We start from the raw sequence: 15,940 nt of genomic DNA, 5'->3' as shown, positions 1-15,940 counted from the left end.
CATAAAAGCGTTGCGACAGGCTGTGCGCTTTGCACCGGATCGCTAGCGAAAAGCGCACGATGGCGTTATCGTCCACGCCATGATTCGTCCCGCCATGTCGCCGATTGCATCGACCTGCGAGCCGCCCACCGTGCCCGGCTGGGCGACCCAGCGCGGGTCGGTGACAAGCGATGCGGAGGCGGCGTTCATGGCCGGCGCGGCGTTGCATGCGCTCGACACTCTGGTGCGCGCGGCACCGCCCTGGGCCGGCGCCTGGCGCCAGCGCCAGGCGTTGAAATGCGCCGCGGCCGCCGTGCGCCTCGCCGGCCGCGCCGAGGACGAGGCGGCGCTGCGCGACGCCTGGCATCTGCGCAGCCCAGGCGACGATCCCGGCCCCTCCGGCGCCATTTTTGTGGCATGGAAACGACTGGCCTCACGCTCGCCGGCGGTCGACGCCGACGGCCTGCGCGGAATCTGCGACTTGCTCGGGGTCCGCTGGGATGGCGCGCTGGCGACCATCCCCGAACGCATGGACGATCTGCTGCGGTCCGCGCCGCCGGCGCCGTTCATGGCCGCCGCCATCGCCGGGCACGTCCACGCCGCGCGGCCGGAGGCGGCGTTTTTGGGCTGGTGGCTCGCCGACCTGTCGCTGGCGCAAAGATTGCGCTGGCCGCGGCCGGTGCCGCTCCTGATGGCGCAGGTGCATTCGTCAGCCTTTCGCACCGAGGGCGCACGAGGCGCAAAAATACGGCCGGGGGAGCAAAAGTTCGAGCGGGCGGTCTGCCTCGCGGTCGCGCAAGCCTCGGTGGAGGCCTGCCGGCTGGCCGCCGACATCGCCCGGACCGCCGCCCGGCTTGCCGCGGCGGCGCCCAAGCTCAGGGCGAAAGGGGCGGGGGAGGCGATCAGGTTGCTTCTCGACGAGGACGCCGTGCCCGGCTCGCTGCAGACGCCCCATCTGTCGCGATGGGGCGCGCGGCGCCTGTTCGAGCGGCTGACCGGTCTCGGCGCGGTGCGCGAACTGTCCGGCCGCGCCACCTTTCGCATCTACGGGCTGTGATGATGGCGGCGCGTCCGACGAAGGCTCGCCGAGGAAATGGGGATGGGCAACGACTGTTGCTTGACCGAGATCTCGACCACCTGCCGCCGGAGGTTCGGTGGCGTGAATGGATGGGGCGGGTCGAGGCCGTCATTTTCGCTTCCCACCAGCCGGTGTCGCGGGAGGTTCTTGCGCGGATGGTGGGCCGCGACTGCAATCTCGATCTTCTGATCGACGACATCCGCGCCGAACTGCGCGGCCGACCCTACGATCTAGTGGCGGTCGCCGACGGCTGGCAGCACCGCACCCGGCCGGCTTTTTCAGACGCTATCCGCGCCGCTTCGGGCGTCAGCGAACAGACCGTCGACCTGTCGCAATCGGAAGCGCTGGTGCTGATGACGGTGGCGTATTTCCAGCCGATCACCCGCGCCGAGCTGTCCGGTTTTTTCGGCCGCGAGATCAGCCGCGACCTCATTGGCAATCTGCGCGGCGCCGGCTTCATTGCTTCCGGACCGCGCGCGCCGCAGCCGGGGGCGCCCTACACCTATGTGACGACGAAGACCTTCCTGTCCCACTTCAGCTTCGAGACGCTGCGCGATCTCCCCGACATGGAGAAGCTCGAGGACGCCGGCCTGCTCGACAAGGCAAAACTGCTCGCCGACTTGTCCGGCGCGCTCGGCATTGTCAGCGAAGACGCAGAGGCGGAGGAGCAGGGGCTGCCATGACGCCACCGCCATTCGGGGAAGACACGATCCGTGCCCTCGCCACCGAGGAATCCTTCGCGCGCGGCAAAAGCTACTTTCGCAGCGGGGCTGTTTCCGAACTCGTGCGCCGCGGCGATGTCCTGACCGCGCAGGTCGAAGGCAGCGAATTCGCGCCTTACGTCGTGTCGGTCAGGCTCCGCGATGGCGGCGTCGCCGACACGCGCGGCGTGATCGAGACACGCTGCTCCTGCCCCTACGACTGGGGCGGCGCCTGCAAGCATGTCGTCGCCGTGCTCCTGAAGTTTGTTGCCAAGCCGGGCGAGGTCGTGGAAAGGCTTCCGCTCGCGGACATGCTCCGGGACCTCGATCGGGCGGCGCTGGCGGCGCTGCTGATCAGCCGGGCCGAGGAGGATCCGGGCTTGGTGCTCTGGCTCGAGGCGGAACTGGCCGTCGGCGCGCCGGACGGATTTTTGGCGGGTGCGCGTCGCACCGCCGTCGATCCGAAACCGATCAGACGGCAGGCTGAGGCGCTGCTGTCGGGGCGCAATTCCCGAAGACGCGGCTGGAGCGACGATGTCCCCGCGATCGACGAGGACGGCGTCGCGGCGCTGATCGACAAGGCGAGGCCTTTCCTCGAGGCGGGTGACGGTCGCAACGCCCTCGCCATTTTGGAGCCGGTCACCGAGGCCCTGGTGCCCGCATGGCTCGAACAGGCCGACTGGGACGAAACGCTGCACGAGTTTTTTCCCGTGCTCGGCCAACTGATCGCCGAGGCGGTCCTGATGAGCGATCTCGCACCTGGCGAACGCGACGACCTGATGGCGCGGCTCGATGTCTGGCAGGGCGAACTCGACGGCTACGGCCTCGACGACCATCTGCAGGTCGCGATCGATGCGCTCGAACAGGGCTGGGATGAGATCGGTCTTGCGGACGTGATGGCCGGCCGGGGACGAACCTGGCCGCTCTCGGGCCTGGGCGACTGGATCATGGAGCGGCTGACGGAAGCCCGGCTGCGGGTGCTCGATATCGGCGGGCGGGCGGAGGAATTTCTCAACCTCGCCAGAGCGGCGGGACGGCATGGCGATCATGCCGCGATGCTCGTGCGGCTGGCACGTGTCGCGGAAGCTGCCGCTTATGCCCGGAAACAGTTTCGCTCCGCCGAAGAGGTTCTGCTGCTCTCACAGGTCTTGAAGGAGGCGGGACAGATCGACGAGGCGCTGGAACTGGCCGAATGGGGTCTGACGCTGAAGGCGGAAGAGGACCGCTCCTATGGGATTGTCGGTCTCGCGCGCTGGCTGCGCGATTGCGCCGCCGCGCTGGCCAGGAGAGAACCCGCATTGACGGCGGCGGGCGCCGCTTTCGAGCACAGTCTGTCGCTCGATGATTTTCGGGCGGCCGAGACCCTGGCCGGACCGGAATGGACGGCGATGCGCGCCCGCCTTCTCGCGAAGCTGGCGGCGGCGAAACACGCTCACGACCGGACCGAGATTTTCCTGAACGAAGGCAGGATCGACGAGGCGGTGCGGTCCGTCGACGTCGAGAACGTTTTGCGCAATCCGTCCAATACGGTTCTTATGCGCCTCGCCGAGGCGGCGCACGCCAGCCATCCCGACTGGGTCATCGATGTCTGCGAGCGCATGGCCGTCAACGTCATGGATTCGGGCCAGGCCGGATTCTACGAACTGGCGGCGCAGTGGCTGGAAAAGGCGGTGCTCGCCTATGATGCGGCGGGCCGGTTCGACGACTGGATCGAAAGAATCGACAAGCTTATCGAAAAACACCGGCGCAAGCACAAGCTCAAGCCGCTGCTCCAAGCGTTGCGCCCGGGCGCATAGGCATGGCCGGACGGCCTTGGAGAGCCAAACCGCCATATCGTCGCACGAACGCGGCAACATCGTCGATAGACCCTGACCGACGCTATTCCAGACGGTAGCCAAGGGTCCGATATCCGGTCCGCCGCTTCGCGGCCATACGCGCCAGAACCTGCACGGCCCCGTCGACATAATCATAGACGAGAACGTCGGACTTGCCCTGATGTTCGCGATGCAGGCGCCCGACATACTGGGCGAGCGTCCCCTTCCACGAGATCGGCATGGTCAGGAACAGCGTGTCGAGCCGATGGTCGTCAAAGCCTTCTCCGAGATAGCGGCCTGTCGCCAGAATGAGCCGTTCCTGATCGTCCGATACGCGAAGGGCAGCCTCGGCCGCATTGCGGTCCGCAGCCTTCATGCCGCCGCGCAGGACCACGAGATTGCGAGCAAACTTGGCAAATCGCGCCTGCAAGCGTTCGAGATGATCCCGCCGTTCGGTCAGCACGACCGGCGACCGCCCCGCTTCCAGCGCCTTCAGCACGTCGTCGAAGATCAGATCGTTGCGGGGCTCGTCCACAGCAAGCGCGGCATAGATTGCTGGCATCGAGGGGCGTTCCATGTTCGCAAGGGAAAGCGGAAGCTGGAATGTGGTCGATCGTTCCAGGACACGGTGGCTCAATGTGCTTTCGATTGCCTGGTGGCGCGCACTCGCGCGATACCGGACCGGTCCGCATTGCATGAAGATGATCGGATGGTGCCCGTCCTTGCGCGCGACAGTCGCCGACAGGCCGAGGACGTATTTCGCCTTGGCGCGCCGCGCCACCAGCTCGAAGCTTGCTGCGGACAGATGATGGCACTCGTCTACGACGAGATGGCCGTAGTCGGCCACCAGATCCGAAACTTCGCCGCGCCGGACAAGGCTCTGGATAAGCGCGATGTCGATAATGCCTGTCGGTTTGCGGCGCCCGCCGCCAATGACGCCGATATGCTGCGGGTCAATTGCGAGGAAGGCTTTCAGACGTTCGACCCACTGGGCGAGCAGTTCTCGGCGGTGCACGAGGATCAGCGTGTTGCGGGCGCGCTGCGCGATCAGTGCCGCGGTGACGACCGTCTTGCCGAATGCCGTGGCGGCAGCTAGCACGCCAAAGTCGCGCGCCGCCAGCGCTTCATTGGCTTCGACCTGCCTGCCCCTCAGCGCGCCGAGAAACCGTGTGCCTTCGGGAAGCGAAGCTCCCGATTCCCGGCGATCCTCCAGGTCGACGTCACCGCCGTGATTCCGGATCAGGCCGATCACCTCGTCCAGACAGCCGCGCGGCAGGCCGACATGACTCGGATGCACCTCCGCGCAGGAAATGATCCGGGGTTTGCCGAAGGTCGACAGGCGCATGGCCTGGGCGCGATAGAACTCCGGATTCTGGAAAGCAGCCAACCGAATGAGCCGCGCCACCATGGTGGCGGGCAGGCCGGTGCGTTCGACATAGGCCTGATCCGCGAGCACGATCTTGATTCGGTCTGGCAGCGGCTCGGTGACTACGATCGGAGCACGCCTGGAAGGCGTCATCCGCCAGGGCTCATCCGCTGCTTCGTCCTCGACCGGCAATCGCACGCCGAGCACGCGGCCCCGCATCTCCGCCTCGTCTACCAAGCGGCTCACCGCGTCGGCGGGCAGAAGCGGCAATGACGACAGGAACGCCCACTGGTCGGCATAGGGACGCAGATCTCGATCGACAAAGACGCTGTTGCCCTGTTCCCGCGCGCGCCGCTGCAGCGGAAGGGCGATGAGGTTCCCGAATCCGCCAATAGGCATGGTGTCCTGGCTTGGAAAGAAGCGGTCGTAAGAAGCAACGCCGATTTCCGGGCGTCGCTCCATGGTCTCGGTCACGAGGAGGGAGCCGAGCTGTCGCGCGGTGCGCGCCGGGATCGGTTCGGAGAAGAAAATCCAGAGATGCCCGCCATTGCCGGACCGCGACCGCTCGAGCGCGGAATCAATGCCCTTGGCATCGCAAGTTTCCATCATGGCGATTGCATCCGCGGACCAACTCTCGCCGTCGAAATCAGCCGCCAGGAACCAGCAGGTTTCGTCGAGCAGCAGCGGGTAGACCCCGGCAACGAAGTTCTCGGAGCCGCGTCGCGACCCGGTCGCGCCACGCAGATGGTTTTCAATTACGTCGTCGGAGACCGGAATGAAGGCCTGACGTGGACATTCGCCACATTTTACCCGCGGCTTGCCGCAGATTCCCTTCACCCACTCATTGGCGCAGGCCGGCGCATAGCCCGACCGCCCCGCCTTCCTGTTTTCCCAGCGGACCGGATGCACGTCCGATCGGCCAGCAAATAGGCGGCGGAACAGAGCAATTTTGTCTACCGCCGTTGACGCATTGGTGACCGGCGCGGCTTCGGCGAAAGGCGCGGACAGGTCCGCCAAGGGGAGCAGTGCCTGTGGCTGATCAAGCTCGACAAGTCTTGCTTCAAGGGCTCGTCGCTCCGCAGCCAGCGATTCCAGGCGGGCACGGATACGGTCAATCTCATCGTCTCTTTCAAAATCGCATTTCGACACAGCCTGAACCACTGTCTGTCAATCAAACGCCAGATATGTCAGCTCGGCCTCCAACAGGCCGATATGCTCTGGTACCATGACCACCTAACTGCCGTTCTCTAACACGTCGATAAGCGCCAATCAGGGCAGAAAGATCGACGCCCTGGATATCAATCGTCCTTTGGGGAGCTTCGTCCTCGATCATGACACGCTTGCGCATCCACTGGCAGAGCGGTTGCAAGGCTGCAGCAAGGCTACCGGCGGCGAGAATGCGCTGACGCCAGAAGATGATTTCGAAAGCCTCCGTCCCGGCCGTCAGATGATCGTGACATTCTTCTGCTATTTGGTCGAAACAGCGGATGCGCGCGGCTGAAGATAGGTTGATCAGCGTCCTGGCCGAGCCGGGATCAACGGCCGTCGGAAGGCTGAGGAGTCGCGCGATCAGCGAACTCTTTGCGAGAAAGCCCTTGGCGGCCTCCATGCGGAGCATGTCATGAAGGCAGCGCTCGAAACGCCGCGTTGCCGCTTTCACGCTGACTTTCGCGGCTGTTCTCAGGTCGAAATGGCAAGTGGCGCAATGATGCTGCGGAATAAGGCCCGATTGATTAAATGCTGCAGTGCCGCTGCCGCAAGACGGACACCGGTCACGCAGCCCGCAGCCGTGCATCGGGCAGGAGATACTGCTCGCCATCCGCCACCGCCGGCGGAAGTAAGGCGCCAAATCGGAGGTGAGGCACTGAGGGCAGAATTGCAGCCAGGTCGAGCGCCCTCGGTGGCCGGTCTGGCGCAGTGGTAGCAGGAGGCGCGTGCGCTCATCCTGCGCAAGGGTCATTGCAGCCAAAGTGTCTCGCGCAACTCCGGAATAGTGATGAAGCAGGCGCGCCGCGCCATCCGGCAGCGCAAGATCGAGCCGCGCCGACCACATGCCGCCGTCTATCCCGAAAACGTCGGCAAAATGGCGCGGTGCGATGCCATTGGCGAACGCCAGGCGATTGAGCCAGCTCGATAGCAGCTCATCCGCTTGCGGCACGACCACGACTGGCCAGCGGTCGGAATGAATCTCCCGGTAGTGCGACTGCACTTCGATCGCGAACTCGGCCGTGCCGGTCATAGCCGCTATAGCAGGGCTTCGCGCACCGGCGCCTGACGACGGGCCGAGAGTGGAATGTGGCCTAACCGATCGATCATCGCCATCGAGATGCACTCGGCGCCGGATCGGACGGCGACCGCCGCCGCCTTGGTGAGGATGGCGACGACCTCGCCGATCAGGCCCTCCGAGAGCGAAAAGATCTTGCGCGCCATCTCTTCCTCCGACAGGTCGGAGCTTTTGGCGAGCGGCAGGGCCGCCTCGAGACTGTCGAGGAGCGCCAGATATTCTTCGCCATAGCGCCACCGCGGGACCGCGCACAGCTCGAACCGGCTCGCCATTTCATCGGTCGCATTGATAAAGTCATAGACGGCGACCTCACCGATCAGCACCGGCGAGATGTCGTGAATCCGGCCAAGCCGACGCAGGAAGGCGAAGATCGCCTCGACGTCGCGGGTGCGGCCGCGTAACGCGTTGTGGAATTCGTCGAAGATCAGGATTCGGGGCGCGAGGCTGGCGAGCAAGTGATCGAGTTGCGCAGCCTTCCGACCACATTGCGGACGTTGCCGATCGGCGCTTTCAGCGCCTGAAGGACGCTGGCATAGAAATGGGCAAGCCCCGCGCCCTCGTGGGTTTGCACGATCCAGACCCGTTGCGTCGGAGACATCCTCAAATGCTCGATTGCGAATCGCTCGGCGACCATCGTCTTGCCGTTGGCGTAAGGACCAATCAGCATCAGGCCGCCGGTGCGCAGTGCAGCCGGACGGGAAAGCAAGTCGGCCAACCGCTCATGAGCGTCCAGCGCCGCGTGATGGCCGATCCAGCGCGGCGAGCGGATGAAGGCGATCCGCTCCTCGATGTTTCCATCGAGATAGGGCCGTACATGGTCGAGAAGATGATCGGCCATTCACGCGCTACCATTCTTCGATCGGCAGCCGCCGCTTTTGACGCACCGGGTGCTCCACCGGGGCCGGCGGCACCGGCGCCATTGCCTCATAAGGCTTGGAAGCTCCCGCCGCATGGCCAGCGCGAACGGCGTTGCGCAATTCCGTCTTCTTGTGCTTGGCGGTTCCGGCAACGGACGCAATCTCACGGCGGAGCTGGACCTTCTCGACATTCGACCGGGCATTCGCCATCCGGCGGTTGGCGCGGTCGCTTTCGTGCTCCCACAGGGTGACCGGCGTCAAAATCCCGTCACGGCGCCGGACCGAGCGAAAGGCGACACCTGCGGGGTCGCGGACATAGACATGACTGATGTCGCGCGGATCGTAACGAATCTCCAGCTTGCCCAACCGGTCGCGTTCGGGAACGAACGAACCGAGCCATGGCGCGTAATAGAACAGGGCAAACATGCTGATGCCTTGCGGCGTCAGGCGCCGTTCGGCACCCGGCAGAAACGTCAGCAGGACGTCATGCGCGTCGTAATTGAAGCGCGGATTATCCACCGCGTGTGCCTGCCACTCGGTAAGCGGCACTTTTAGCGTCTTGGCGTTCTCCTGGAGATTGTGATCGACGACAGCAAGCGCGACGCAACGCTCGAGATCGGCAAAGCTCAGGCAAGCACGTTTCTCGGACGGATATTCGTCACGGTCGGCCACCGATCGTCCGGTCGATCCCGGGTGCGTAGCAAGCACGGCATTGAGCTTGCCCAGCAGACGCTCGACCACACCACCCTGATGGACGCGGCCGCGGTCACGATATCGGATGCCGATGCCGTATTCCTCGCAGCCGCGCTGAAACGCCCGCCCCTTGAACTCCTTGGCCGAGTCCGTGACGAGTCGGCGTGGTCGGCCGAGCATTGGCCAGTCATGGTCAAGGCCGCGTGCGGCCATCCACTGCTCCTTCGGGCACATTGCGTGCGCAAGACAGAGTGCGACGGAGAGGGAAGACGGCTTTTCCAGGGACAGGCAGAAACCCAGAATGCAGCGCGAGAACACGTCGGTGAGGATGGTCAGGTAGGCGCGGCCGACGAAAATGCCGGCACCGTCGACCACCTCGACGAAGTTGATGTCGGTCGGCGTGTGATCGATCTGACAGACGTCGAGCGGGCGCGGGGCATGGATATAGCCCGGCCGCGGCTTGAGGCGACGAAGGTGCTTCGGGTTGGCTGACCGCCCCTTGGCAATCTCTTCCGGCGTGAACAAAGCCGGGATGCGGCGCGCGGCGGCAATGTAGGACGGCGGTCGAAGGCCGGCCTCCTCGCAACGCGCGCGGATTTCGGCGACGACAGGGGCAAGCGGCGGCGCTTCCAGAACAAGCCACTGCTCGCGCAATGTCGCAGCAATGATTTCCTCGATCTTCGACGGCAACCGCTTCCGGCGTGTGTTGCCCGTTTTCGGCAAGAGCACCGTTACTGTTCGGTCGTCACGATAGCGCGCCAGGAGATTGTAGATCTGACGGGTCGACAACTGCAGCTCAGCCGCTACGCGAGCAATCGCCGATCGGCGCGGCGCGGAACCATCGAGGACCTTGTCGAGTTCGCTCGCTATCCGCCGCGCCTGCGACCAGTGGTCGTCGGTCGCAGTTCGGGACGCGGCCGAAGGCCCCTTTTGCACCAGCTTCTGCAAGGCGGCACCCCATGATTGAAATTCTTAGCGAGAAATCAGTCGCGCAATACCACCCAAAGCCAACGCGGATATGACATTCGCAGGATTGAAATCCGCAAGTAAAAGCCACAACCGCGGCACTGACCCGCCTCGACGAGCGGCTGGCCCGCTCGCCCGTCCGCGACGGCTTTGTCGAACGCCAGAACTTTGCAGATGCCGCCGCCGCGCTGTGGATCGAGGGCGAGCTCGTGCACCTTGAGGATCTCGTCCTGCACGACGCCCATATGGACATCCGCACCCCGACCCATGAGCTCACCCGGGCACATGCGGTGCTGCGCGCCCGCCGCCACATTTTTGCGAACAAGCCGAACTGGGCGCTCGGCCGCGACGGGCTTTTGGCGCTGACTGGCCGCGGCGGCGCAGCTGCGGAGCCGGCGCAAAAAGGCCGCGACGGCGAGGGTGCCTGGCCTTCTGAAGAGGGCGTCGATGAGGGGGGGTCGTCGGCCGAGCAGGACGCGTTGGCGCACGAGTTCGCCGAAATCGACGCCTTGCTCGCCCGATCGACAAAGGTGCTCGCCGGCATCGAGGCCGGTCCAAAAAGGCCGATCGCGAACGACCGGCCGGCGCTGGTCTACGACCTCGACTGGGATGAGGATGCACGGCTGGTTGAATGGCAGGCAGTGCTGCAGGCAACAATCGACCTGCCCGCCGTGCTGCGCGTCGCGTTGCTTATCGACGCCTGGACCGAGATCGAGGTCTTGCAGCACGCGCCATGGCTCGGGCCGCTTTTGGCCGCGGCCCTGCTGCGTCAGACCGGCACGACCGCCAACCATCTCGCCAGTCTCTCTGTCGGCTTGCGCGCTATCCAAAGGGACCGGCGGCGCGCCCGTGAGAAAAGTGTGCGGCTGCTCGCTGTCCTCGAGACCATCCACGCGGCGGCATCGGCCGGGCTGAAAGAACATGACCGGCTGGTGCTGGCGCGGTGCCAGCTGGAGCGGCGCTTGCGGTCGCGGCGGACGAACTCGCAACTGCCGCGGCTGATAGACTTGGTCCTGGCGCGGCCGCTGGTGTCGACGGCCATGGTCCAGAAGGAACTGGAGGTCAGCCGGCAGGGTGCGCAGGATCTTGTAGGTGCGCTCAATCTGCGCGAAATCACCGGCCGAAAGCGGTTCCAGGCCTGGGCCGTTGTCTGATGACCGGGAATGCAGCGCGTTCTCGGCGTCCGTGCGTCGCCGCCGGCCCGTCGGGCCCTCGATCACCTCCAGCCGACCGGCATAGCCGTCGCTTGAGGCGTCCAATTGGACGCCCATTTTGCCGTCTCTATCCATGCAGTCACCTCCGTCCAAATCAGAGGATTCTTCGCATGGTCAGGCCAGGCTGAGCAGGGCCGGAATCGAGGGGGTCGGATGAGCGCTTACAGGCGTTCACACACGAGAAAGAATGGTTCGCTGCCATCGTGCGGGCGGCGACGGCTGCGGAAAGCTGCCTGGAAGCCAATCTTTGAATCTGGCGACATGTAACGCCTGGCACCGGATACTCAGATCAGGCCGCAGGCGGAGTAGCATTCGCCGTCGGCGAAAACCGTTGTCGAGAATTTCGGAGCGGGATTTCTGCGCCGATCTGCAGGGCTTCCTTGATCAGGCCACCCGGACTTTGAAGAACGACGGATATCCGCTCCTTTTTCTCTACCAGCTCGTGGAACCGATCGGTGGCGCCATCGGTGATCTCGCCCTTGATGCTGATAATTTCGAGGTCGCCCGGGAGATCGAGAAGTTCGACTTCGGCGGCTATCGCTGAACTTGAAAAGATTGCCAGCCCCATCATCGCGCAGACGGCTGCCCAACGCATCATAAAATTCAAGAACCCCCGTTGCCCAGCCTATTCTCTACCAAAGCGGTGGCGCTGATCAATGGTCAGTCTTTGGTAAACCCACGTCTGCTACAGGTCTGTACCTTCACGGGGGATGGGCATGACCGGATGATGGACCAATCGTCTAACGCAGGCACATGGCAGGTCACTCGCCTCCTGGTTCTCAAACGCGACAACTACCGCTGCGTGGCCTGCTCGACACCCGTGAAATCCGCCGAGGCTGATGTTCACCATCTCCTGCCGCGGTCAATGGGCGGAAGTGACGAACTCTCGAACCTCATCACCCTCTGCGATGGGTGCCACGCATCTCATCATCCAAATCTTGCAGGCGGACTAGCACGCAGGGTTATCGAAAGATGGGCGGTCAGGCTGGCCAGATGGCTGGATACTGACGGTCAGTATTCGGAAGCGGTCGCGAATTTCGGCCCGGCTCTCCGTCTCTTCGGGTTGGATCGGTTCCGCCAAGGGCAACTGCCGATCGTTCTGGCTGCCCTGTCAGGCAAATCCGTTCTCGTCGTCAGCCCAACCGGATCCGGCAAGACGCTGTGCTTCCAACTTCCTGCGGTTCTCCGTTGCGGTCTCACCATGGTTGTCAGTCCGCTGAAGACCCTGATGGCGGAGCAGGTATCGGACCTACTCGCCAAAAAGATTCCGGCCACCTTCATCAATAGCGATCTGAATGCAGAAGAGAAGCAAACGCGGTTTTCGTTGCTCGGCCAATCCGCGATCAAATTGCTGTATCTCGCACCCGAGCGGTTTTTCGTCCGCAGCGAGGAAGAGCGACAGCGCCTCAAGCAAACGAAGCCAACATTCCTGGTCGTCGACGAAGCCCATTGCGTCGACCAATGGGGTCGCGATTTCCGAACTGAATACGGCCGCCTACGTGAGGTCAGGGAGAAATTGGGATCGCCACCCGTGCTCGCATTTACTGCGACGGCAGGGAGGGAGATGCAGGAACGCATCCTGGCTTCGCTTGGTGTTGACGATGCCGTAGTTTTCGTCCGGGACGTAGACCGCCCCAACATCGCGCTCGCCCGTTGGAGGTGTGCGACCGAACACAGGGCAACGGAAATCGCTACTCTGCTCAGATTGCCTCAGCTCCGCGGCCAGAAGGCGATGATCTTCGTGCCGTCGGTAGCAGTCGGCGAGCACTTGCAGCAGGCACTATGCGATGGCGGGCTTGATGTCCCGTTGTACCATTCGAAGCTGGGAACCTCTTGGGATCGTCAGGAACTCGTGAAAAGATTCCTCGGGCAGAGCAGACCGTCAGTCGACCAGATCATTTGCACGAACGCGTTTGGGATGGGTCTCGATGTCCCGAACGTCCGCCTGGTGATCCACTGGCAGCAGTCGGCCTCTGTCGAGGATCAACTGCAAGAATTCGGCCGCGCGGGCCGGGACGGAAGGCCCTCTGTGGCTGTCATGTTCCACAATGGCTCAAGTGTAAACCGCGACGTCTCGCGTCTTCGATTCATGGCCGAGAAAACAGTCGCATCGACTGATGTCTTGATTGTCGATCGCGAACACAGGCTTGAACAACGCTTCCGCCAGATCGACCAGGTGAACGAGATGATGAGGTCGCAGAGCTGTATGAGAGAGGCGATCTCGACCTACTTCCAAGGCCCGAAATCCAGGGAACGTCCGAGTCTGTCAGTCAGAATTCTCGACTGGGTATTCGGGAGCCGCTCGCCCACAATGGGATTTCGAGCTTGCTGTGATCATTGCGACCGGGCCGAAATCAAGAGGCGTGGCATGAGCGGATACGTTGCCGGGGTTCTCAGCTAGCGATCTATGCGCCCTAGCCGATCTCGATCGTCTACAGATTTGTCAGCCGCCCGGATGATGCCTTTGGCAACCGGACGCTGCCCGATCCAGCTCACGGGTATCTTTGCCAAGGCCACCTTCTCGGGGCCCTTGAAGATGACCTCACCCTTGAGGCTGTCGAAATCGATGTCGAAAAGCAGCAGGTGATCAGTACTCGTGTCCATATGCCGAAAGACCGGTCCGCGTCCGTACCGGTTGCCTTCACCTGAACGGATCGCCCGTCAGCCGCATGGCAAACGATGACATGCCGCCTTGGATGACCGGGAAAGCGGCTGTCCGATTGGCAAGCTGACGGCCGACACGTACCAAATCGTGGTGAAAAAGGGGCTTCTCGAGTGAAGCAACGGGAAAGCTGTACGGCTTCATAATTCTGTTGCCGGGGCTCAGATAGATGTGATTGTGTCGACGAAGGGTCGGGCTTGGGGATGGCGAATGCTTCGGACAGTAGCGATGTATCTGGTTTTGATGCCGGTTCCGCTTTCGCACAATCCGCAGAGACTGCCGCCTTTCTCTTTAGCGGGATCTCCGACACCGGGAGTGAACCCGTCACTGAAATGTTTAGGGCACGCAACCTCGAGCGATTGTCGGAAGAACCACCAACCCTCCAGACGCAGATCGACATGATCAATCGGCAAACCCAAGAGACTGTCTATCCGCCTCTCAGCTCGAGCACGGTCTATTGGCCACAGAAGGACGGCGTACCTTACGAGTATCGGCAGGATCCCGGCTTCGGATGCGGTGCTCGGGAGGGTGGATACATCAAGTGCAACAGCGACAGTATGCACGGTTCGATCCTGCGGGAACCGTCCCGGATTATTGCTGCTGTAAGCTACTTCAACGCCAATTTCTGCAAAACCAAGGCATTCTAGAGGTAGAAGGGCCGATTGTCGGCCTGGAAGATCAGGCATGTACCCGCTGAGCGCCATGAATGGTGCTTGAATTCCCTTCCTCTTTGTCCGAGTGTCGCCGCGGTCGTGGAGGGGCATGATGACAATCAGAACAGTGTTAATAGCGTCGTTTCTCATCGTGTCGACGTTGTACGCGCACGCGCAGGAGATCCCAAGGTATGACCCGGCGGGGTACGGCAAGGACGTTTCCGATGTGAGCGGCGGATCAGCGATGATCTACAACGGATGCATGAAAATGGAACAAGAGGCTTACGACGATCTCAGGCCTGTGTGGTCTGGCGTTCCATCACAGACTCGCAGCTATTGTGACGAAGTCGCCAATGTCAGTGGAAGTTCCTACTCAATCCTGAAGGGCTGCGTCGAAATGGAAGCGAACGCGTCGGCATCAAGACCAGAGTTCAAATTCTAATGGCGCGTCGTTTCCTCGCGTCCGCCTGGCTCTTACTGCTGCCAACCATGGCGACAGCCGCCGAACCCACCGTCGTCAGTTGCCAGTTCGAGAAGATGCCTCCCATGATCCTGACATTCCGCGGTGGCATGGGTGCCGACGACAACTCGCTTCAAGTTGGCCAGACTAAGCCCGTTCCTATGAGTGTAGGATCGAATTTGATGACAGCAGCCTACGGCGCTCAAGAATTCACATTTTCCCTAAGGCTCCCTGCGAACGTAAGCGTCAGCGCTCCCGGTCAGGACACCCAGACGTTCTATGGCGAGTGCATAAGCTCGCTGCAGCAGTGAACGAAAAAGCCTTCCGGTTGCACAAGAGGTGCGAACGGTGAATGGTGTGATCGGTTTGACGGGGCGGATACTGTATTGCTCGAATTATTTTCGCGGATAGCGCGGCGGAACGACAAGCGGACGGAATCGGAAATCCAGGCGGACGTGCGACAGTTTATTCTGTCTGCACCGTTCGAACTAGAGGATGACGATGTCCGCATCGTAAATCTTGAAGCCCAGGTGGGTGACGGCAAGCGGATTGACGTCGAGGTCGGCTCCACCGTCATCGAGGTGAAGCGAGATCTTCGTCGTGAGAAAGCGAAGCGCGAAGCGGAAGAACAGCTGGCGGACTATGTTGCCCGCCGCATGACACAGACGGGGCTTCGATATGTCGGCGTGCTGACCGACGGCACCGAGTGGATTTGCTACAACCTCGTTGATGACCGCCTCCATCTGGTATCCGCGATAACGCTCGTCGCTGGCGAGGTCGAGAGGCTCGTCGTCTGGCTTGAGGGTGTCTTGGCGACTGCCCACGGCATCGCGCCGACCGCACAGAACATTGAAATGCGCCTTGGTGCCGGCAGCAGTTCCTATGCGCTCGATCGGGCAACGCTGTCCTCACTCTACGAACGGAACAAGACAAACCCGAGCGTAATCATGAAGCGGACGCTTTGGGCCCGCCTTTTGACATCGGCACTCGGGACCCAGTTCGAAGATACCGATGACCTCTTTATTGAGCACACGCTGCTGGTAAATTCGGCGGAGATCATCGCGCACGCCGTTCTCGGGCTTCATCTCGAATCCATTTCGCCTGCTGCCCTCCTTGCTGGCGATAAATTCGATGAGAGCGGCATCTACGGCGTTGTCGAACCAGATTTAATTCGATTGGGTTGTAGAGGTTGAGGAAGGCGACACATTCGTCA

At 62.6% G+C, this 15,940-nt stretch carries 14 protein-coding genes and 1 pseudogene; 8 read left to right on the top strand and 7 right to left on the bottom strand.

The window, feature by feature from the left end; genetic code table 11:
• Positions 1 to 79: 79 nt before the first annotated feature.
• From NKH41_RS26870 to NKH41_RS26860, 3 genes are read left to right on the top strand one after another with little or no spacing between them, the layout of a single operon-like run.
• Complete coding sequence (locus NKH41_RS26870; protein ID WP_352934721.1) at positions 80 to 1,036, top strand: DUF1403 family protein; 957 nt, start codon at positions 80 to 82, stop codon at positions 1,034 to 1,036.
• A gap of 2 nt (positions 1,037 to 1,038) precedes the next feature.
• Positions 1,039 to 1,740 carry an SMC-Scp complex subunit ScpB gene (scpB, locus tag NKH41_RS26865; RefSeq protein ID WP_051409785.1) on the top strand — a complete coding sequence of 234 codons (702 nt, stop codon included), beginning with the start codon at positions 1,039 to 1,041 and terminating at the stop codon, positions 1,738 to 1,740.
• Positions 1,737 to 3,554, top strand: a complete 1,818-nt coding sequence (locus tag NKH41_RS26860) for an SWIM zinc finger family protein (RefSeq protein WP_023722825.1) — start codon at positions 1,737 to 1,739, stop codon at positions 3,552 to 3,554. The genes scpB and NKH41_RS26860 overlap by 4 nt, the downstream gene beginning before the upstream one ends.
• A gap of 82 nt (positions 3,555 to 3,636) precedes the next feature.
• Here the strand turns inward: NKH41_RS26860 and NKH41_RS26855 are convergent, their stop codons facing one another.
• The 5 genes and pseudogenes from NKH41_RS26855 to NKH41_RS26835 all read right to left on the bottom strand — a co-directional run bounded on the left by NKH41_RS26855 (position 3,637) and on the right by NKH41_RS26835 (position 9,953).
• Positions 3,637 to 5,955 carry a TOTE conflict system archaeo-eukaryotic primase domain-containing protein gene (locus tag NKH41_RS26855; RefSeq protein ID WP_352549423.1) on the bottom strand — a complete coding sequence of 773 codons (2,319 nt, stop codon included), beginning with the start codon at positions 5,953 to 5,955 and terminating at the stop codon, positions 3,637 to 3,639.
• Between the two features lie 154 nt (positions 5,956 to 6,109).
• Entirely contained in the window at positions 6,110 to 7,177 is a 1,068-nt protein-coding gene (locus NKH41_RS26850; RefSeq protein ID WP_023722827.1) for a TniQ family protein, read from the bottom strand.
• A 5-nt stretch (positions 7,178 to 7,182) separates the two neighbouring features.
• Positions 7,183 to 8,060, bottom strand: a pseudogene (locus NKH41_RS26845) (TniB family NTP-binding protein).
• A 7-nt stretch (positions 8,061 to 8,067) separates the two neighbouring features.
• Positions 8,068 to 9,720 carry a TnsB C-terminal domain-containing protein gene (locus NKH41_RS26840; protein ID WP_023722830.1) on the bottom strand — a complete coding sequence of 551 codons (1,653 nt, stop codon included), beginning with the start codon at positions 9,718 to 9,720 and terminating at the stop codon, positions 8,068 to 8,070.
• Between the two features lie 35 nt (positions 9,721 to 9,755).
• Positions 9,756 to 9,953, bottom strand: coding sequence for a hypothetical protein (locus tag NKH41_RS26835; protein ID WP_031195293.1), 198 nt, complete (start codon positions 9,951 to 9,953; stop codon positions 9,756 to 9,758).
• On the opposite strand from NKH41_RS26835, the gene NKH41_RS26830 reads away from it, so the two are divergent.
• Positions 9,861 to 10,892 carry an RHE_PE00001 family protein gene (locus NKH41_RS26830; RefSeq protein ID WP_280940438.1) on the top strand — a complete coding sequence of 344 codons (1,032 nt, stop codon included), beginning with the start codon at positions 9,861 to 9,863 and terminating at the stop codon, positions 10,890 to 10,892. The genes NKH41_RS26835 and NKH41_RS26830 overlap by 93 nt on opposite strands.
• Before the next feature lie 349 nt (positions 10,893 to 11,241).
• Here the strand turns inward: NKH41_RS26830 and NKH41_RS26825 are convergent, their stop codons facing one another.
• On the bottom strand, positions 11,242 to 11,547 hold the full coding sequence (locus NKH41_RS26825; RefSeq protein ID WP_352468043.1) for a hypothetical protein: 306 nt from the start codon (positions 11,545 to 11,547) through the stop codon (positions 11,242 to 11,244).
• Positions 11,548 to 11,568: 21 nt separating this feature from the next.
• On the opposite strand from NKH41_RS26825, the gene NKH41_RS26820 reads away from it, so the two are divergent.
• Entirely contained in the window at positions 11,569 to 13,353 is a 1,785-nt protein-coding gene (locus tag NKH41_RS26820) for a RecQ family ATP-dependent DNA helicase (RefSeq protein ID WP_023722834.1), read from the top strand.
• On the opposite strand, the gene NKH41_RS26815 is transcribed toward NKH41_RS26820, so the two are convergent.
• Complete coding sequence (locus NKH41_RS26815; RefSeq protein WP_023722835.1) at positions 13,350 to 13,556, bottom strand: hypothetical protein; 207 nt, start codon at positions 13,554 to 13,556, stop codon at positions 13,350 to 13,352. The genes NKH41_RS26820 and NKH41_RS26815 overlap by 4 nt on opposite strands.
• A 261-nt stretch (positions 13,557 to 13,817) precedes the next feature.
• On the opposite strand from NKH41_RS26815, the gene NKH41_RS26810 reads away from it, so the two are divergent.
• From NKH41_RS26810 to NKH41_RS26800, 3 genes are all read left to right on the top strand, one after another.
• Entirely contained in the window at positions 13,818 to 14,261 is a 444-nt protein-coding gene (locus tag NKH41_RS26810) for a hypothetical protein (protein ID WP_023722837.1), read from the top strand.
• A 118-nt stretch (positions 14,262 to 14,379) separates the two neighbouring features.
• The gene (locus NKH41_RS26805) at positions 14,380 to 14,709 is read left to right on the top strand and encodes a hypothetical protein (protein ID WP_051409787.1); all 330 of its coding nucleotides are present in this window, start codon (positions 14,380 to 14,382) and stop codon (positions 14,707 to 14,709) included.
• A 404-nt stretch (positions 14,710 to 15,113) separates the two neighbouring features.
• On the top strand, positions 15,114 to 15,920 hold the full coding sequence (locus NKH41_RS26800; RefSeq protein ID WP_352516078.1) for a hypothetical protein: 807 nt from the start codon (positions 15,114 to 15,116) through the stop codon (positions 15,918 to 15,920).
• Positions 15,921 to 15,940: the final 20 nt, after the last annotated feature.

This window comes from Mesorhizobium sp. M1169 (assembly GCF_040318345.1).
Taxonomy (GTDB): Bacteria; Pseudomonadota; Alphaproteobacteria; order Rhizobiales; family Rhizobiaceae; genus Mesorhizobium.
The sequence above is the reverse complement of the archived record's forward strand: the minus strand, read 5'-3'. Positions and strand labels throughout refer to the sequence as shown.